At 51.5% G+C, this 17,653-nt stretch carries 17 protein-coding genes; 8 read left to right on the plus strand and 9 right to left on the minus strand.

Going from position 1 to position 17,653, the window contains the following annotated elements:
• Positions 1-25 precede the first annotated feature (25 nt).
• From BM231_RS05085 to BM231_RS05095, 4 genes are read left to right on the plus strand one after another with little or no spacing between them, the layout of a single operon-like run.
• Complete coding sequence (locus tag BM231_RS05085; RefSeq protein ID WP_244527141.1) at positions 26-499, plus strand: copper chaperone PCu(A)C; 474 nt, start codon at positions 26-28, stop codon at positions 497-499.
• Positions 500-528: 29 nt separating this feature from the next.
• Positions 529-1,134 carry an SCO family protein gene (locus BM231_RS05090; RefSeq protein ID WP_063293796.1) on the plus strand — a complete coding sequence of 202 codons (606 nt, stop codon included), beginning with the start codon at positions 529-531 and terminating at the stop codon, positions 1,132-1,134.
• A 47-nt stretch (positions 1,135-1,181) separates the two neighbouring features.
• Complete coding sequence (locus BM231_RS27040) at positions 1,182-1,328, plus strand: hypothetical protein (RefSeq protein WP_167550264.1); 147 nt, start codon at positions 1,182-1,184, stop codon at positions 1,326-1,328.
• A gap of 33 nt (positions 1,329-1,361) precedes the next feature.
• Positions 1,362-2,096: a TlyA family RNA methyltransferase gene (locus BM231_RS05095; RefSeq protein ID WP_093517316.1), complete on the plus strand. Its 735-nt coding sequence runs from the start codon at positions 1,362-1,364 to the stop codon at positions 2,094-2,096.
• Between the two features lie 76 nt (positions 2,097-2,172).
• Here BM231_RS05095 and BM231_RS05100 read toward each other — a convergent pair whose 3' ends face one another.
• Positions 2,173-4,239: a methyl-accepting chemotaxis protein gene (locus tag BM231_RS05100; protein ID WP_093517318.1), complete on the minus strand. Its 2,067-nt coding sequence runs from the start codon at positions 4,237-4,239 to the stop codon at positions 2,173-2,175.
• Between the two features lie 357 nt (positions 4,240-4,596).
• On the opposite strand from BM231_RS05100, the gene BM231_RS05105 reads away from it, so the two are divergent.
• From BM231_RS05105 to BM231_RS05115, 3 genes are all read left to right on the plus strand, one after another.
• Positions 4,597-5,862: a class I SAM-dependent RNA methyltransferase gene (locus BM231_RS05105; protein ID WP_093517320.1), complete on the plus strand. Its 1,266-nt coding sequence runs from the start codon at positions 4,597-4,599 to the stop codon at positions 5,860-5,862.
• Between the two features lie 140 nt (positions 5,863-6,002).
• Entirely contained in the window at positions 6,003-6,338 is a 336-nt protein-coding gene (locus BM231_RS05110) for a hypothetical protein (RefSeq protein WP_208860097.1), read from the plus strand.
• 53 nt (positions 6,339-6,391) lie between these two features.
• On the plus strand, positions 6,392-6,682 hold the full coding sequence (locus BM231_RS05115; protein ID WP_093517322.1) for a DUF1330 domain-containing protein: 291 nt from the start codon (positions 6,392-6,394) through the stop codon (positions 6,680-6,682).
• A 21-nt stretch (positions 6,683-6,703) separates the two neighbouring features.
• Here BM231_RS05115 and BM231_RS05120 read toward each other — a convergent pair whose 3' ends face one another.
• From BM231_RS05120 to fabI, 7 genes are all read right to left on the minus strand, one after another.
• Complete coding sequence (locus tag BM231_RS05120) at positions 6,704-7,441, minus strand: class I SAM-dependent methyltransferase (RefSeq protein ID WP_063295560.1); 738 nt, start codon at positions 7,439-7,441, stop codon at positions 6,704-6,706.
• 158 nt (positions 7,442-7,599) lie between these two features.
• Complete coding sequence (locus BM231_RS05125; protein WP_208860098.1) at positions 7,600-8,145, minus strand: hypothetical protein; 546 nt, start codon at positions 8,143-8,145, stop codon at positions 7,600-7,602.
• Positions 8,146-8,184: 39 nt separating this feature from the next.
• Positions 8,185-9,504 carry a 3,4-dihydroxy-2-butanone-4-phosphate synthase gene (gene ribB, locus BM231_RS05130; RefSeq protein WP_093517324.1) on the minus strand — a complete coding sequence of 440 codons (1,320 nt, stop codon included), beginning with the start codon at positions 9,502-9,504 and terminating at the stop codon, positions 8,185-8,187.
• Between the two features lie 1,017 nt (positions 9,505-10,521).
• Positions 10,522-11,613 (minus strand): chorismate synthase, encoded by a 1,092-nt coding sequence (gene aroC, locus BM231_RS05135; RefSeq protein ID WP_093517326.1) that lies wholly within the window; start codon positions 11,611-11,613, stop codon positions 10,522-10,524.
• 356 nt (positions 11,614-11,969) lie between these two features.
• The gene (locus tag BM231_RS05140) at positions 11,970-13,289 is read right to left on the minus strand and encodes an enoyl ACP reductase FabMG family protein (RefSeq protein ID WP_093517328.1); all 1,320 of its coding nucleotides are present in this window, start codon (positions 13,287-13,289) and stop codon (positions 11,970-11,972) included.
• A gap of 348 nt (positions 13,290-13,637) precedes the next feature.
• Complete coding sequence (locus BM231_RS05145; RefSeq protein WP_093517330.1) at positions 13,638-14,264, minus strand: histidine phosphatase family protein; 627 nt, start codon at positions 14,262-14,264, stop codon at positions 13,638-13,640.
• Positions 14,265-14,462: 198 nt separating this feature from the next.
• Positions 14,463-15,275: an enoyl-ACP reductase FabI gene (gene fabI / locus BM231_RS05150; protein WP_057464882.1), complete on the minus strand. Its 813-nt coding sequence runs from the start codon at positions 15,273-15,275 to the stop codon at positions 14,463-14,465.
• Between the two features lie 174 nt (positions 15,276-15,449).
• On the opposite strand from fabI, the gene BM231_RS05155 reads away from it, so the two are divergent.
• The gene (locus tag BM231_RS05155) at positions 15,450-16,862 is read left to right on the plus strand and encodes an FAD-binding oxidoreductase (RefSeq protein WP_093517332.1); all 1,413 of its coding nucleotides are present in this window, start codon (positions 15,450-15,452) and stop codon (positions 16,860-16,862) included.
• A 6-nt stretch (positions 16,863-16,868) separates the two neighbouring features.
• Here BM231_RS05155 and fabG read toward each other — a convergent pair whose 3' ends face one another.
• Entirely contained in the window at positions 16,869-17,639 is a 771-nt protein-coding gene (gene fabG, locus BM231_RS05160; RefSeq protein WP_093517334.1) for a 3-oxoacyl-ACP reductase FabG, read from the minus strand.
• Positions 17,640-17,653 lie beyond the last annotated feature (14 nt).

Here is a 17,653-nt window from a genome sequence, read left to right on the forward strand (position 1 = left end):
GGGAGCTATTCCTTGGATGGATATTATGAAAACACGTGCTCTTCTTGTTGCAGCAGCTCTTGTTGCGTTCACCGGTTCTGCTGCTCTTGCGGACAGCATTCAGCATGGCGACCTGACCATCAAAGACGCATGGTCCCGTGCTACTCCACCAAAAGCTAAAGGTGCAGGCGCATTTGTGTCCATCACCAACAACGGCAGTGAAGATGCGCACCTGACTGGCGCAGTTTCTGGCTATGCCAAGCGTACAGAAATTCACGAAATGGCTGTGAATGATGGCGTAATGAAAATGCGTAAGCTGGAAGACGGTGTTGTTATTCCTGCTGGCAAGACTCTTGAGCTGAAGCCTGGCAGCTACCACGTCATGTTCATGGGTCTGAAACAGCCATTCAAGATGGGTGAAGAACTCAAAGTTACTCTGGAATTCGAAAAAGCCGGTCCAGTTGAAGTGACATTCCCAGTTATGAAAATGGGTGCAAAATCCGGTAAAATGCACCACTAACCAATTGAAATGTGCACGGGTGGATTAAGATGAACGTTGCGAAAACAATTCGATATGGAGCGTGGGCTGCAGTCGCATTGCTCGTTGCCGCAGTTTCTGCTGTAACAGTGATGAAATTTGTGAAAGAGGATGTCCCGCAGGCTGCCACAGTGCAGATCGGAGGCCCGTTTGAGCTGGTTGATGGCAAGGGACAAGTCTTTACTGACAAGAACCTCGATGGCAAACCAACTCTGATGTTCTTCGGCTTCACATACTGTCCTGATGTGTGCCCAACAACCCTCTCTGATATGCAGGGATGGATTGATAATCTGGGCCCGAAGGCAGATGATCTGAACTTCGTTTTCGTCAGCGTTGATCCTGAACGCGATACACCAGACGTTATTGCAGATTATGTTGCTGCGTTTGGCTCTCACGTCGTTCCACTGACAGGCTCCGTCGACCAGGTTAAAAAAGTCGTCAAAGACTACCGCGTTTATGCGAGAAAAGTGCCTTTGGAAGACGGTGATTACACCATGGACCACACCGCAGCGGTTTACATGCTGAACGGTGATTTGGATTTCGTGGGAACCATCAGCTATCAGGAACCTGAAGAAACAGCGCTTCCAAAAATCAGAAAGTTGCTTGGTAGCTCATAAAAGTTTAGGGTGTCTGAGAATTCAGGCACCCTTTTTTGGATGAAGACATGAAAGATCATGCAGCTCTTTATGCTGGCACAGCCGTCGTTGGACTTCTGCTGATCTCAGCCACCGCATTCCTTTGGATGCGCTATGGCAATTTGCTTTTCTCAGACAAACTGTTAAATGCACTGGCTGGTTGCTTCGGCCTTTAGGCTAAGCTTTTAATCATCCCAGTCAGGTGACATATGCGGCTTGATCAATTCCTCGTCGAACATGGCTATTTTGAAAAGCGGGCCCGTGCTCGTGATGCAATTTTGCGCAACACAGTCATGATAGACGGTACGCCTGCAAAAAAGCCTTCGCAGAAGATAGCGGGCAAACCTGACATCTCTATCGATGATCCGGCCTCTGACTATGTCTCCCGCGCTGCATTAAAGCTCATCAAAGGCCTGGAGCATTTTTACCTCGCCCCTGCTGGGAAGATCTGCCTTGATATTGGCGCCTCGACTGGAGGCTTCACGCAGGTTCTGCTGGAACATGGTGCTCAGATTGTCCATGCCATTGATGTTGGACATGGTCAGTTGGCGGATAAGATCTCCAACAACCCACGGGTTGTCCGTAAAGACGGACTGAATGCCCGTGAGTTGACGCTTGAACATCTAGAAGGCCAGCATCCGGAGTTTCTGGTTTCGGACGTAAGCTTTATCTCTCTGAAGCTTGCCTTACCACCAGCTCTTGAGCTGGCTGCTGATGGTGCTGTAGGCGTCTTCCTCGTCAAGCCACAATTTGAAGCTGGACGTGAGCGGATTGGGAAAGGTGGTCTTGTTGCTCCTGAGATTGCAGAGGAGATCTCTGTTGAGCTGCAAGAGTGGATGAATGCCCAACCGGGTTGGTCCGTCCTTGGCATCACTTCCTCGCCGATCAAAGGTGGTGACGGAAATGCTGAGTATCTGATGGCCTGCCAAAAGACACCATCATAGTTATCGTGAAGCCCTCTCCCGAGGCATAGAAGTACTCAGGAGAGGGTATTCCAGTGCTTCTTTAAAGTGCTCGCAATTATGCGCGTAGCTGAGACACGAAGCCTTCCACGCGTTCTTTGAGCTCTTCAGCAAGATCAGTCAGATCCACTGAGGCCTTTTTTACGCTCAACGCGGAATCGCTGGTATCCTCTGCCGCTTTGCCTATGTCATTTACGCTGGCGAAGACTTCCTTGGTTCCGTTGGATGCAAGCTCGGCACTTCTGGCAATCTCACTGGTTGCCACGCCCTGCTCTTCAACTGCAGCAGCAATATTGGAGGCTACTTCGTCAAGTTCGCTGATGGTTTTGGAAATGCCCGCGATCTCATCAACAGCTCCTTGCGTTGCTTCCTGAACGCCGCTGATCTGTTCAGCAATGCTTTGGGTTGCCCGCCCTGTTTGATTAGCCAGATCCTTCACTTCATTAGCAACTACGGCAAACCCTTTGCCAGATTCCCCAGCTCGGGCCGCTTCAATAGTGGCATTCAAGGCAAGAAGGTTGGTCTGATCGGCAATGGCATTGATGATATCAATCACTTCGCCAATTTTCAGCACGGCTTCGGAAAGACCGCGCACGGTGATGTTGGTTTGCTCGGACTTAGAGACTGCCACTGCAACCGTTCTTGAGGCCAGATCAACCTGCATCCCAATTTCGCGAATGGATGCTGTCAGCTCCTCCGCTGCAGAACTAACGGTTTGTACGTTAACAGAGGTCGCCTCTGCAGCACTTGCCCCAGCTTGTGCACGAGACTGCGCTCTCGTTGCAGCAGGCTCAAGCACCTCGGCATATGACTTCATGCCTGTGGCTGCGGATGAAACAGTCTGCACGACGGTGCCCACGCTCTTTTCAAAGTCAGAGACAATCTTCGTCCGCGTGGCCTTCTCTTCTGCTCTGCGCTTACTTTCCTGCTCTTTCTTGTCTGCCTCCATCTCCTTTACTTTGATGGCATTGTCTTTGAACACCCGTACAGCGGTGATCATGTCCGAGATCTCATCTTGCTGGCGGCGCTCTGAGATATCGACATTCAGATTTCCTGAGGCCAACTCACCCATAACCCTGGTCAGAGAAGAAATTGGCTTGCTCAATGAACTGGCAAATATCCATGCACCTAAAGCTGCAAAGAGTGCGAGTATCACACCCAAGACAGAGACAAGCGAGAACATCTGATTGGATGCTTCAAGGATCTTACTGCGTGGGATCGTAATCACCAGCAGCCATGGCTCTTCGGTTTTTGCGATGCTGATTGGAACACCAACCTGCAGCATCTCAACATTACCGACCTGCGTGTTGGGCAGAATGCGGGTTTTTCCGGAGTTTAACGGCTCAAGAATTGCTTTTGAAAAACCAGCTGAACCAGCAGCTTTGGAGACAAGCTGGCTATCTGGATTGGAGACAATTGTTCCTGAAGAGCTGATCAGCGTGAGATAGCCTTCCTCATAGGGATGCATGCCATTCAATCGCTCCTGTATGTCAGAGAGAGCAATGTCTACACCGGCAACACCGTCTCTGGCTCCAAAGCCATCCACCGGTACAACAAGAGATGTGATTAGGGTATCCACGCCACCAACAGAGTAGGTGTAGGGCTCCAGAATGATCTCTTCACCACTTCTTTGTGCAAGCAAGTAGTAGTCACCTGCCCCATCCTTTTCATAATCGACAAGTGCTTCCCGGCCAATCTGTCCACCCGAGCGGAACCAGTACGGGATAAATCTTCCGGTCTGGTCATGATATGGCTTATTGGCCCAATCCTGATCCTTGCCATCAAATGCATCAGGTTCCCAAGCCGCCCAACTGCCAATCAGTTGTTCATTGCTCTTGAGGACGCTTTTGAGGATCTCAGCAGAAGCGTCCCGATTAGCATCCCCACTTTTCCTGAGTGCATCTAATGCATTGGCTGTGTTTCGCGCGACGGCAAAAGATTGATCCAACTCAGCTTTGACGACGGCTGCACTTTCCTTGGCGATTTCGTTAGAAAGCCCGATTGCTTGTTCTTCAATAACTCCTGCCCCAATGAACAAGACAGATCCCGATGAGGCAACCATCGACACCAGCGCAATCACGACAACCCAAAATGTCAATTTCCCTTTTAATTTCAAAGACGCCATTGAAAACTCCTACAGAACATCGCCGATTATTTTTGGGAAAGTTGCAGCCATAGAATGTATACCCACACGCATGCAACCAGCACATTACGTTGGGAAATCGATCAAATAGACAAACAAAAAGTTTATTTCAGAGAACATTTTAAATAGATCGACAAAATCTCATCTGAAACTCAGTATAAAGTGGCGCTGAGTACGCCTATACAGCAATTTTCCACATTACCTTTGCGTCACAGAGGATTACTTCCCCTAGATCAGATCGAAGACTAAACATCGCCGCCCATTCTCCCTCAAACAGAATGCCGGACTTCGCGAGATCAAGCATTGCATGTCTCAGTGCAGCGCTGTAAACGCTGTGCCATGTCTAAGAAGCCTGAAGCCACTGTAGAAACCCTCCGTATTGCACGCCTTGCCCATAAAGGTGATGGTGTTGCTGAGACCGATGCCGGACAGATCTTTGTTCCCTATACACTTGAAGGCGAGCTTGTCAGCGCCCAGGTGCAAGGAACACGTGCGGAACTTAACGAGATCATTGAGCCGAGCCCGCATCGCATCGCGTCCGTGTGCAAGCATTTCAGCACATGTGGCGGCTGCTCTTTGCAGCATATGGATGAGCCTTCCTACAAGGACTTCAAGCGGCAACAAGTGATTGACGCGCTTGCCTCCCGTGGCATTGAAACGCCAGTGGAAGATGTGGTGGTTTGCGGCAAGGGCAGTCGCCGCCGTGCTGTGTTTGCAGCTGTAAAAGCAGGCCATAAAGTGCTGTTTGGCTATCACACAGCTAAATCCAACCGACTTGTAGACATTGAAGAATGCCCTGTGATTGCGCCTGAGCTCATGAAAGCTGTGCCCGGACTTCGCAAGCTTGCTGGCGAAATTTTGCCGCGTAAGGGCGAACTGAAGTTCACCGTGACGACAACACAGAGCGGCCTTGATGTTGCTATTGGTGGGTTGGGTAAAAACAAAGACAAACATTACCTTGAACTGTCACAGGGTGCTGTTGAGAATGACTTTGCACGCCTGACTGTTGATGGTGAGACAATTATTGAGATCCGTCCTCCTTTACTGGACATGAGCGGCGTCGCTGTTCCAATCCCTTCCGGTGGGTTTATTCAGGCAGCCTTGAGCGCCGAAAAAACCATGGGCGATCTTCTTTCAGAGGGTTTGAGCGGCTGCAAGCGTGTAGCTGATCTGTTCTGCGGTGCAGGCACGCTGACCTTCAATATCGGACAGTTTGCCAATGTGCATGCGGTGGAAGGCGAAGCAACGTCACTGAAAGCACTTGATCTTGGATTGCGCCGTGCCAAGGGCCTTAAGAAAGTCACCACTGAACGCCGTGATCTGTTCCGCCGACCAATTGTTGCTAAAGAGCTTGATAACTTTGGCAAAGGTTTTGATGGTGTGGTGTTTGATCCGCCGCGTGCTGGTGCTCTTGCCCAAGCACAGGAACTTGCAAAATCTCCAGTCAAGAAGATCGTTGCTGTTTCCTGCAGCCCTGCCAGTTTTGCTCGTGACATTCGAGAGTTGCTGGACGGTGGCTATCAGATCAAACGCGTTGTGCCGATTGACCAGTTTCTCTATTCCCCTCATGTTGAAGTGGTTGCTCTGCTGGAACGCGGCGCATAAGCGGTGATTATGCAGGCGGCAAGTTGCGAGTAATTTGCCGCCTTCCCTAAACTTTCGATATTTGCCCTAAGTTTGAAAGCCCGTGTTACGGAAGCTTCACGCCCCTTGTGTATACTTAACTAAGTTTGTGACGCGCACAGGTGGTCGAGCCATTGATCAAGGGCCTTTCAGTTTTTGCCGCTATCATTTGCATCGTACTGGGCCTGCTCACGGTCTGGACCCCTATTCCAACGGGCGTACCGCTGTTGGCGCTGGGGACAGTCCTGCTGATTGCCACAAGCCGCAGGTTTGCAAAATTCGTACGGCGGCACAGGAAAAACTTCACCTGGCTCAATCAGGCTCTGCATTGGATTGAAGTGCGATCCAGTGGTCGTTTCAAGAAGATCATCCGCCGGACCCGCCCACGTTATTTCAAGCGGCAAAGAGGCAAAGGGCAGCCTTCCCCTAAAGATAACGGCACTAAGTCTGCCGCGTAATTTCCCAAGACAACCAAATCAGGTAGGTTCTTTTCCAATTACAGGAGAAGTATATGCCAGCTTACGTCATTGTTGATACAAAAATTGAAGATCCCATCGCCTATGAGGATTACAAGGCCCAGGCTCGCCCGATTGCTGAGAGCTTCGGCGGCATCTACAGGGCACGTGGCGGTGATATGGATGTGGTTGAGAGTGATTTATGGACACCACACCGTCTCGTCATCGTGGAGTTTCCAAACATGGAAAAAGCGCAGGCGTTTTTGAACTGTCCGGAGTATGCCCCTGTTGCCAAAATCCGTCATGGTGCTGCTAAGTGTAGCCTGACGATTATTGATGGGGTGTAAGTTCTGGGAGCCTGAGGAGCGTTAGGTGCTCAGGCCACCGCTGACGATAATGAAAGGTGCAGCATCATTCAGGTTGAGTGCTGACCAGTCTCCATAGGAAGCTGTTGCGCGCAGGCCAACGGCTTCCAACAGGTCGCGGATATGATCGCGATGCACGAAGCGGCGCATGTTGTTTCTAGAGTAATGCTGACCGTCGCTGTCATAGTGGGTTTGCATGGACACGAGACCGTTTTTGTCTGGCCCGGCTGTATCCTGCCACAGCGACACTCTTTGCCCTTCAACCGAGCGGACCAAAAGAGGTTTGCCTTTCTGGCCCCACTTCTCCCATGGGCGTGCTTTCGGGTTTTCCATACCGAAGGCGAATTTGCCATTTGGTTTCAGATGAGCAGCGATGGTTTGGAGAACGAGGATCTGATCCGTGTTGGTTGCAAAGGCCTGGAAAGCATTACCAGTAATGATAATGCGGTCGAATTTCTGATTGAGGTGCACCGTTCGGGCATCTGCTTCCAACCACGTTACCGTCTCAGACCGTTTTACGGCTTGTGCGATTTTCTTCGGATTTCGGTCGACGCCAACAGTGTCTACGCCTTGTCTGGAAAGCGCGTTGGACAGTGCACCTGTGCCGCAGGCAATTTGCAAAACGCTTCCACCTGGCGTGCAAGCAAAGTTGAAAAGATAATCATCATCTGCCCCCCAATCTTTATCCAGACTGGTAAAGCTGCATGTGTTTCCCTTTGTCTCCGTGCGGTTCAGCTGCATGATAATTGCCTTCCGGGTCCTGTCCTTCCTAATAAAAGTTAGGTTAAGAGTGTTAACGTCTTGTAACAGGATAAGCGGATTTGCGGCCAAACAAAGAATTCTGAGGTATTTAATCTGCTCAATGATTGTTTATAGATCAGTGTTGCAGAGAAACATCATTACCCACGCCAGAACTGCCTAGTTCTTTGCAACAGGATCTCAGGATCACACGCAAGGAGATGTAAATCCACTTCAAGTACTGGTGCGTTCGACTTGGCTTTTTTCAAGCGCCAATTCTTTCGCATGGCCAAACGCGGTAAAGACTGAGGCTCTCGCTTTACGAGGCAGTCCTCTATGGGGCCCTTGAGTTTGATATGCAGCTGGTTGAACTCCATGGTGCGGACAGCTGTTTTGTAGAGGGAAAGATCTGCAATTGCTGACCAACGCAGAACACCAAGTCTCTCCAGATATAGCCCGGTTTCATTGGCTGCAATTTGAGGGCGTTTGTCGATGAAGGGGTAATGCCACTGAACACTGAGGAAAACAGGCAGGGATGCCAATGCAGGGATCAGTGAACCGCTCACAATGCCTGTACCAAGAAGAGCTGCCCCAAGCAGCAGGCTGCCGTAAACGACCGGCTCGCCTGTCCCTTTGCGATAGCCCAGTGTGAATGGTTCAGCCGAGCTTTGCTCTTCCTGCCATGGATCAAGATCAAACTGAGACATGCCCCCGCCACTTTCCATATTGCGCCGGGGGCTCATTCGTTAGTCCGCCGGTGTTTCCGTTGCTTCAACTTTCAAGCCAAAGCCTTCAAGGCCAACATAGTGGCGCTCACGCGATGCAATAACCCGGATGGAGTTGGCTCCCAGATCTTTCAGGATCTGCGCACCGAGACCAACTTCGCGCCAGTCTTCAGACCGGCCCTGAGCGGAATCGTGCTGCTCATGCTCAGCAGCTTCCAGGTTATCACGATGACGGTTGGACTTGCTTGCAACGCCTACCGCACCTTCACGCAGGTAAACAATAATGCCTCGGCCTCGTTCCGCAAAGTCTTCCATGATTGCTTCCAGAGGTTTGGTTTGCCCAAACACATCATCCAGAACGTTTTCCAGATGAAGTCTGACCGGAATATCCTGACCATCGCGCACGTCGCCGTAAACCAGCGCCAAGTGGCCAACATTGTCGAACGGAGTAGAATACACGATGGCGCGCGCTTTGCCTGCTGTGGTCTCTACGTCGAATTCATCGATACGGCTTACGAGGTTTTCATGACGCTGACGCCATGCAATGAGATCCGCGACTGAAACCATTTTTAGGTTATGCTCACGGGCGAAAGCTTCAACCTGCTCACCGCGCTTTACAGTACCATCGTCATTCACCAGCTCGCTGATGACGCCGACTTCTGGCAGGCCAGTCAGCTTACATAGGTCGACTGCTGCTTCTGTATGGCCAGAGCGCATGAGGACGCCGCCCTCTTTTGCCACCAAGGGGAAGATGTGACCCGGACGAACGAAGTCAGCTGCGCCAGCATTTGGGTTAGCAAGGCCGCGAACAGTTGCACAGCGCTGCTCAGCGGAGATGCCTGTTGTCAGGCCCGGCGCATAGTCCACGGAGACGGTGAACGCAGTTGCCAGTGGAGCGTCGTTGTTGGCGACCATCGGCTCAAGGTGCAGGCGCTTTGCTTCTTTGAGCGTCATCGGAGCACAGACGATCCCAGAGGTGTGGCGAATGATGAATGCCATTTGCTCAGGGGTGATCATGTTGGCTGCTACGATGAGATCGCCTTCGTTTTCTCGATCATCATCATCAGTTACAACAACCATCTCGCCGTTTTCGAAGGCGCGCAGGGCTTCGGCTACTCTTGTTTGAGACACGACGTACTCCTTGTTTTCTTTTAGTCCGAGAAAATCGTTGGGGGTCACCTGATGGCCCGTCGCTTCAGCGATTTTCTGGGCCATTTCTCGAGAAATCCATGCGCTTGGGTCGTTGCACAGAGCCGTTACAGATGCAGGAGACAAACCAGCGCGGCGTGCAAAGGCACTCCTGCTTTCACCAGCGTCTTCCAACCATTCAGTCAAGCGCATAATCCTAGCCCCTTGGCTATGTAATTTTCAGTGATACTGAAATCGCGCTTTTGCCGCTGGAAATCAAGAGGCAAACTGAAAAAAGCTTACCGCTTTCTACCTAGGTCGTATCTGTTCCTGATCTTGAGGTGAATAAACGGTTTGCGGCTTTGCGCGAACGCGCTCGGTTATAACTAACTGCCCTGCCTCGGCCCCGTATTTTAGGAGAGCAAGCACTGAAATCACCGCATGGCATCCCATGCAGTGTTGGACCAGAGTTCCCGAAGGTCGGGATGAGCAAGGCGGCAGGCAATACCTGCGCTATTTATTAGTAATGAGTCTTCGGCATTGGCTACACGCCTTGCCCGGGCTTTCTTTGGATGAACAACGTCGCCTCTTTTGCCTATAAGGCACGATAGTCAGTTTCCTGAAAAGACAGTGGCTTACCCAGTCAGGTTTCCCTAGCCAGACAGTTCCTCCGTCTTTGATAGACACTTTCGCAAAAGCAGGTTTTACTGCCGGTGCTCGTGTATCTATCACCGCGTGATACCCTATAGTCCTGGGCCCTTCCCCTCAAACCATGCGGTCACGTTTGAAGTTCGGTTCACCGGACCTCTGAAAGGTGCGTTACGTCTTCCAGAAGCCCCGCCCAACCTACGACAAACTGACGGTCGCTCCGCCAGCAGCCCGTTACGTAGGCATGCGCTTAGTATGGGCATGGTTTTGAACCAGGGGGATAAGTTTTTTGGAATGCATCCAGAGCTTGAAGGCAGGCCAATATAAAGAAACGCCTCATCCAACAGAAGCGTGCTCCAGTTGGATGAAAATAAAGTATCACTTTGAGGACTGGTGCGTTTTGGACACTTCCTCCGGCAAACATGACCTTGCTCGTGTTAGTCAGTGCAATTACCAGCAAAGCCCTTTTTTTGGGGGTGATACTTTATTTTCATCCTAAAGCTTCCCTTCCAAACAACAAAAAAGGCGCCGGTTTTGCCAGCGCCTTTTCAATAAGAATGAAATTAGAGGTTGAGCGGCCTTTTATCGTTCGCCGCACTGGCCTCTGTCACGCAGGACATGGTCAGCCAGAACACAGGCCATCATGGCTTCTCCAACCGGAACTGCGCGGATGCCAACGCAAGGGTCGTGACGACCTTTGGTCATCACGTCGACCTCTTCCCCGCTGCGGGTGATGGATTTGCGTGGTGTCAGGATGGAAGAGGTTGGCTTTACAGCAAAGCGAACCACGACCGGCGCACCGGAAGAGATACCGCCCAGCACGCCACCTGCCTGATTGGACAGGAAGTCAGGCTTGCCATCTTCGCCCATACGCATTTCGTCGGCGTTCTCTTCACCAGTCAAACATGCAGCTTCAAAACCGTTGCCGATCTCAACACCCTTCACAGCGTTGATGGACATCATGGCTGATGCGAGGTCCTGATCCAGCTTGCCGTAAAGCGGGGCACCGAGACCCACTGGCACATGTTCTGCGACGACTTCAATCACGGCCCCAATTGAAGAACCGTCCTTGCGGATCCCATCGAGGTATTCTTCGAAGAACTTGGCAGCTTCCGCATCCGGGCAGAAGAATGGATTGTTGCCCACTTCGTTCCAATCCCAGTTGTCGCGATTGATCTTATGCGGGCCCATCTGGACCAGTGCGCCGCGGATCAGGATGTTTGGAATGACTTTGCGCGCCAAACCACCAGCAGCTACGCGGGATGCTGTTTCGCGTGCTGATGAACGTCCACCGCCACGATAGTCGCGGATACCGTATTTGGCATCGTAGGCGTAATCTGCGTGGCCCGGACGGTAGCGTTCTTTAATTTCGGAGTAATCCTTGGAGCGCTGATCAGTGTTCTCGATCATCAGGGAGATGGGCGTACCGGTCGTACGTTGTACGCCGTCTTCATCCACCATCACACCAGAGAGAATTTTGACCTGATCCGGTTCACGGCGCTGGGTGGTAAACTTGTTTTGCCCCGGCTTGCGCTGGTCCAGATACACCTGAATCTCTTCTGCTGTGATTGGAAGCAGAGGCGGACAACCATCGACGACGCAGCCAAGCGCTGGTCCGTGGCTTTCGCCCCATGTTGTTACGCGAAACAGATGACCAAAGGTGTTGTGGGACATGTTCTAGCAGTTCACTTTTAGAGCATGAGCACGCCCTGTTCGGCTGACTCTCTTCAATCAACCAGAACGCGCTCTGAGAATTACAGTGGTTTTAGGTGGGTTCCGACGGCAGGTCAATTGAGAGCCTTGCAGCACTTGCGTAATTTTCCCGAATGAACGAACTGGATTTTGGCCTATTTCCAGATCTACGACTAAAAATGAAGGATCGCAGGGGGTGCAAAGCGCATTCAGGCACCGGCAAGTTTAGCGCACGAGCAATATTTCATACAAAAAGCCCGAGTAGCGTGGTGGTCACGTACCCGGGCTTTTCTTATTCATTCAAACTTTTCAGTCAGGATGTCAGCCTTGGATAAAGCTTAAGCGTTGTTTTCCTGAATAAGTCGTTTTGCGACCAGATCATGGTCGAGCCACAGAACCGGGCCTTCTGGCTGGCTGGCTTCGCCAAACATGAGCATGCCAGTTGCTGCAACAACGTGCTGGCTAAGCTCGTCGCTGACCAGAACATTGCGTTCATTATGCAGATCTACGATTTCCTGCGAGGTGCCAACGGTTTTGTCTACCTGCTCCGCTGAGTTTGGCATTGGCCAAGCTTCAAAGTTGTAGAACGGCTGCATCGCCTCACTGGTCTGATAGTCAGATACCTTTTGCAGAACGTCATCGAGAGATGCTTCCGGCTTGAGCATGCCCTGACACTTCTGCCAGAGTGCATCCACCCATGCGCCACCGCCTTCTTTCTTGAAGGCTTGCAGCAGTGGCAAGAGAGACAGCTCGATGCCTGCAAACACGTCTGAAGAGTTGGTGCGGATTTCAGGGCAGTTGAACACTGTTGCCTTCACGCCGTCTTTCCACGCGCTTTCAGCAAAGTTCTCCAGAGCCATTTTAGCGTAGCCCTGCGTGTAGTTTGTGTAAGTCTGCCAGCGATACTCATCCTCAATCAGGATGCGGGTGCCGTGATACCCATAGGCGGTGTAGCGCACTTCGCCGCCAGCTGCTTCCACGCGATCGCGGAGCGTCTTACTGGCTTCCAGCAGGTAACCGAAGCTGTTTGCGGTTACTTCCTCGAAGTTTTGCAGGATCAGCTTGCCCAGATCACTCTCGATAAGAGATTGGGATGGCATGTAGCGTGCGCCGCGGCCTTTGTAGATGCGGTTCGCGATTGCCATAAACACTTTTGCACGCGGAATACCGCCTGCCATTGTGTGAGCGAAGAAGACATTCTTACCCGCAGGGATCATGGTATCCAGCTGTTCCATGACCTGAGAAAGAGCGCCTTTGAAACGGTTGGAGCCAAGATCGCGGCAGATCTCAACATGATCCCAGTCGAGCTTGTGATCCTGCCAATCTTTAATGGTCATTTCGTTGACCAGATCAGTTGGCGTCGCAGTACCTTCCGGCGCATCCAACTCAAAACCCGCACGCAGAGGCACGTTGATGATTTTGCCACCCAGATTGGCTTCTGCTTCAGAAAGCTCTTCTGGTGTCAGTGCGCGTGGCTTGTTGTTTTCATCCGGACGACCGACAGTAATGCCGATCACTGTCATCCCGGCTGCCTTTGCCTGATCGATCAAGCCAGTCGCATATCCGCGACCAAAAAGTTCGCCGAAGAGTACGAAGACATCGCCCTCTCCAAAAACGGTATTGCTGCTGATTGCCTTGAGTGGTCGAGACGTCTTCATCAAGATCTTCCAAAAAGTTTAAGAGTTTCGAGATTTCATAGGTGAGCGTTCTGCTCTTGTTGCCTGAAAATAACGAGTTACAACTGATTTAGGTAGCCTGTTTAGCTGGTCTTTATGCAGATTGTAGCAAAGCATTCCAAAATGTCGTGGACTGCCTTTGCTATGGTATTCACTTTATGTGTCACAGTTTATCGCTGACGCAAAAACCTGATCAATTTAACGACCAAGAAATGCGTTGTAAGCCCCCAATCTTAAAGGCTTGGTACAGCGCTGGACGTGAGAGCACGCATTGGTACATCCATTGATCGGAAGGACCCGCGTGTCTCCGTATTCTTTTGGATCTGAACTTTAAATCCACGCCTCAGAGCCATCGCGCCAAAGAAGGAACTGGTCTTGTGGCGTCTCAAGATCCGGGATTTCAGCTGGTGCATACCCGCAGAGCAGGCCGCGCAACACACGCATCACCACGCCATGTGCAACGATGATCATGGGATCCTTTTGCTCTGACATCCATTCGAAGATGCGATCAGAAACCATTTTGTAGCTTTCCCCTTCGGGATGTACATAGCCCCATTTATCTTCGCGCCGCATGCGAACGACTTCAGGACGCTCGACCATCATTTCAGGAACGGTCATTCCCTCCACATTGCCGAATGTGATTTCACGAAGGCGCTCATCGACTTTGTAATCGTGCGGATCCAGTCCCATTTCCTTGCGCAGAATTTCCATGGTCTCCCGCGCGCGGATCATGGGTGAGCTGACAAAGATGAAATCATCTGCTGTCTTGCCAAGGTCTGGGAGGAAGTCCTTCATCACCATACCGTTGCGCCGGGCCTGTTTGCGACCGGTGTCGTTGAGCGGAATATCCTGACCGCCCTGCATGCGCCCTTCCAGGTTCCAGTCTGTTTGTCCGTGACGGACATACAAAAGCGGAGTTGGTGTGGTTTTCGCAAGGGGCATCAACGAGCCAGTCATTCCATGGGCCTTCTTCGTAAGATTAGTCGGCAACCGATTTGTAGCGGCTTCTTACGAGGTACATGTGTCATTCCTCGTTAGAAAACAACAGTTATGCACACATTCTTGATTTAAGTCATACGTGCCTTTACCGGCACCTTTCACGTAAAAAAGGCGCCCCGAGGAGCGCCTTTTCTCAAACTTAAAAGCTTAGCTCACTTAGACGACGGAGATATCCGGTGCGTCTACTGCCTTCATGCCAACCACATGATAGCCGCTGTCCACATGGTGGGTTTCACCGGTGACAGAGCGGGACAGGTCGGATGTGAGGTAGAGAGCGGAATTTCCAACATCATTGATGGTTACGGTTTCACGCAGTGGTGCGTTGTACTCGTTCCATTTGAGGATGTAACGGAAATCGCCGATGCCAGCTGCTGCCAGTGTTTTGATTGGGCCTGCAGAAATCGCGTTTACACGGATCTTCTTAGGACCAAGATCAACCGCCAGGTATTTGACGCTTGCTTCCAATGCAGCCTTTGCAACGCCCATGACGTTGTAGTTAGGCATAACCTTCTCAGCACCGTAGTAGGTGAGAGTTACGATGGAACCACCTTCGGTCATCAGCTTTTCTGCACGGCGGGCAACGGATGCCAGCGAGTAGCAGGAAATCTGCATTGTCTTTGCAAAGTTGTCTGCGCTGGTATCCAGATAACGGCCAGTCAGTTCTTCTTTGTCAGAGAAAGCGATCGCATGAATGACGAAGTCGATCTTGCCCCATTTTTGCTCCAGAACTTCAAATGCTGCATCAATGCTTGCTTCGTTCGTAACGTCACAATCACCTACAACAAGTGCGTCGAGCTTTTCTGCTAATGGTTCAACACGCTTCTTCAGCGCTTCACCCTGATAGGTGAGTGCGATTTCAGCTCCGGCATCGTGTAGTGCTGTTGCAATACCCCAAGCGATGGACCGATTGTTGGCCAGTCCCATGATGAGACCACGTTTGCCGGCCATCAATCCTTGCGCTTCTGCCATGTTTTTCTCCTGAGTGAATATCACTTAATCTAGTGAACAGCCCCAAATTGCTATGGCACACTGTTCATTTGGCTTCAAGCCGTCGAAAAAAGTCCAATCAGACATGGACGTGTTCTTGCGCTCCCATTATCTGATAGTTAGAGCCAGATCAACTTCCAACACTGCGACGGAAACATGACTATTCCAAATTTGGTGAACGCGTTTCAAAAGATTATCGGGGACGCAAATGTGCTTGTCAGTGACCATGACAAGGCCCCATTTCTTGTTGAGTGGAGAGACAAATTTCGAGGCGCCACACCTATGGTGCTGCGGCCCGGTTCCACATCAGAAGTTGCAGAGTGCGTGAAGCTTGCGGCTCAGCATGGTCTCACTGTGGTTCCACAGGGTGGCAACACGGGTTTGGTCGGGGGTCAAATTCCCAATCCAGACGGTAGCGAAATCGTGCTATCCCTTTCTAGATTAAATAAAATTCGCCACATCGACCCTGAAGGTTATACGATGGTAGCAGATGCAGGCGTCACACTGCAGGCTGTTCATGATGCGGCTGAAAAGCATGATCGATTATTCCCTTTGACGCTCGCTTCGCAAGGTTCCTGTGAGATTGGTGGCAACATTGCAACCAACGCCGGAGGCACTGCCGTCCTGTCCTACGGGAACACCCGGGACCTTGTTCTCGGGCTCGAAGTTGTGCTCGCAAATGGTGAGGTTTGGGAGGGGCTTCGGACCCTGCGCAAAGACAATACCGGTTACGATTTGAAACAAATATTTATCGGCTCAGAGGGCACTTTGGGGATCATTACGGGTGCCAGCCTCAAATTATACCCAGCTCCGGCGTCGGTAGAGGTGGCTTTGGTCGCGCTAGATTCGCCCGCTAAGGCACTTTCACTGTTTTCATTGGCAAAAAGCCATGCCGGGAACATGCTTACCGGATTTGAGTTGATGCCGCAGACCGGCATGCAGTTCATTTGTGAGCATATGGAACAATCACGCAATCCGTTTGAAGAACAGCATCCGTGGTATGTGCTCATCGAGATTTCGGCGGGTACGAAAGACATCGACCTTGCCAGCCTGACAGAGACCATCTTCACTGAGGCGTTTGAGGCTGATCTGCTGCGTGACGGATTGCTGGCGCAAAGCAAAGCGCAGGCTGCTGATTTCTGGCGGTTGCGTCATGGGCTCTCAGAGGCGCAGAAGTTTGAGGGCGGATCCATCAAACACGATGTCTCTGTGCCTGTTGCAAAGGTGCCTGAGTTTCTTGAGGAAGCGATCGCAGCGGTTAAAGAAGCCGTGCCGGGATGTCGTCCGGTTCCGTTTGGACATATGGGCGACGGCAACATCCATTTTAACATCACCCAGCCGAAGGGTGCTGATAAAGCCGAGTACCTTGCCAAGTGGGATGATGTGAATCGGATCGTGCATGGGATCGTTGCCAGCTACAACGGCTCAATCTCCGCAGAACATGGCATCGGCATCCTGAAGCGAGATTTGCTTGCAGAAGTGAAGAGCGCCACAGAGATGAACATGATGCGCGCTATTAAAGACGCACTCGACCCGACCAACATGTTCAATCCGGGCCGCGTTCTTTAGACAGTCCTAGTCAGGTGCTTCCAGTCCTTCCGGGAGCACCTGTCCTCCATCAACGACAATTTGCTGCCCAGTGATGTAACCTGCTTCTTCGCTGGCAAGGAAAAGCACAGCGCTTGCTACGTCTTGTGGCGCACCCAATCGGCCAAGCGGAATCGTTTGCCCCATCTTCTTCAGATACGCATCACCGAGGTCATCCAGCGCTTCTGTCCTGATATTGCCGGGCAGAACCGAATTCACTGTGATCTTGTGAGGGGCCAACTCCAAGGCGGCTGTTCGCATGAAACCCAGTTGCCCTGCTTTGGACGCTGCATAATGAGACCAGCCAGCATCCCCGGTAATCGGGCCAGTAATTGACGAGGTGAGGATAATCCGCCCCTGCCCGGCTTCTTTCATATGCGGGAGGGCTGCCTTTACGCAGTAGAAGGAGGAACGCAAGTTTGTATCAAGCACATGATCCCACTGCTCGGGCTCCATCTCCTCAATCGTCTGTTTTGGGAAGATGCCTGCGTTGGCACATATGATATCCAGCCCGTTTTCGTTTGCCGTTTCATCGACAATGGCCTTGACTGCTTGCCACTGGGTGACATCACACTGAAGGAACTGCCCTGCCCCACCTGCCAGAGCGATTTCCTCTACAGCGTTGGCGCCTGCTTCTTCTCCACGAGCAGCGATGGTGACAAAGGCACCTGCACGGGCAAAAGCCAGCGAGATGCCCAAGCCGATACCTTGGGAGCCACCCGTAACAATGACAGATTTCCCTTTAAGCGACGCCAACATCGTTGATCCCTCAT

Source organism: Pseudovibrio ascidiaceicola (assembly GCF_900114245.1).
Classification (GTDB): Bacteria; Pseudomonadota; Alphaproteobacteria; order Rhizobiales; family Stappiaceae; genus Pseudovibrio; species Pseudovibrio ascidiaceicola.

Excerpts from the sequence above, each read along its gene's own strand:
- BM231_RS05085 (WP_244527141.1), top strand. The coding sequence starts at position 26 with ATGAAAACACGTGCTCTTCTTGTTGCAGCAGCTCTTGTTGCGTTCACC.
- BM231_RS05090 (WP_063293796.1), top strand. The coding sequence starts at position 529 with ATGAACGTTGCGAAAACAATTCGATATGGAGCGTGGGCTGCAGTCGCA.
- BM231_RS27040 (WP_167550264.1), top strand. The coding sequence starts at position 1,182 with ATGAAAGATCATGCAGCTCTTTATGCTGGCACAGCCGTCGTTGGACTT.
- BM231_RS05095 (WP_093517316.1), top strand. The coding sequence starts at position 1,362 with ATGCGGCTTGATCAATTCCTCGTCGAACATGGCTATTTTGAAAAGCGG.
- BM231_RS05100 (WP_093517318.1), bottom strand. The coding sequence starts at position 4,239 with ATGGCGTCTTTGAAATTAAAAGGGAAATTGACATTTTGGGTTGTCGTG.
- BM231_RS05105 (WP_093517320.1), top strand. The coding sequence starts at position 4,597 with ATGTCTAAGAAGCCTGAAGCCACTGTAGAAACCCTCCGTATTGCACGC.
- BM231_RS05115 (WP_093517322.1), top strand. The coding sequence starts at position 6,392 with ATGCCAGCTTACGTCATTGTTGATACAAAAATTGAAGATCCCATCGCC.
- BM231_RS05120 (WP_063295560.1), bottom strand. The coding sequence starts at position 7,441 with ATGCAGCTGAACCGCACGGAGACAAAGGGAAACACATGCAGCTTTACC.
- BM231_RS05125 (WP_208860098.1), bottom strand. The coding sequence starts at position 8,145 with ATGTCTCAGTTTGATCTTGATCCATGGCAGGAAGAGCAAAGCTCGGCT.
- ribB (WP_093517324.1), bottom strand. The coding sequence starts at position 9,504 with ATGCGCTTGACTGAATGGTTGGAAGACGCTGGTGAAAGCAGGAGTGCC.
- aroC (WP_093517326.1), bottom strand. The coding sequence starts at position 11,613 with ATGTCCCACAACACCTTTGGTCATCTGTTTCGCGTAACAACATGGGGC.
- BM231_RS05140 (WP_093517328.1), bottom strand. The coding sequence starts at position 13,289 with ATGAAGACGTCTCGACCACTCAAGGCAATCAGCAGCAATACCGTTTTT.
- BM231_RS05145 (WP_093517330.1), bottom strand. The coding sequence starts at position 14,264 with ATGACTGGCTCGTTGATGCCCCTTGCGAAAACCACACCAACTCCGCTT.
- fabI (WP_057464882.1), bottom strand. The coding sequence starts at position 15,275 with ATGGCAGAAGCGCAAGGATTGATGGCCGGCAAACGTGGTCTCATCATG.
- BM231_RS05155 (WP_093517332.1), top strand. The coding sequence starts at position 15,450 with ATGACTATTCCAAATTTGGTGAACGCGTTTCAAAAGATTATCGGGGAC.
- fabG (WP_093517334.1), bottom strand. The coding sequence starts at position 17,639 with ATGTTGGCGTCGCTTAAAGGGAAATCTGTCATTGTTACGGGTGGCTCC.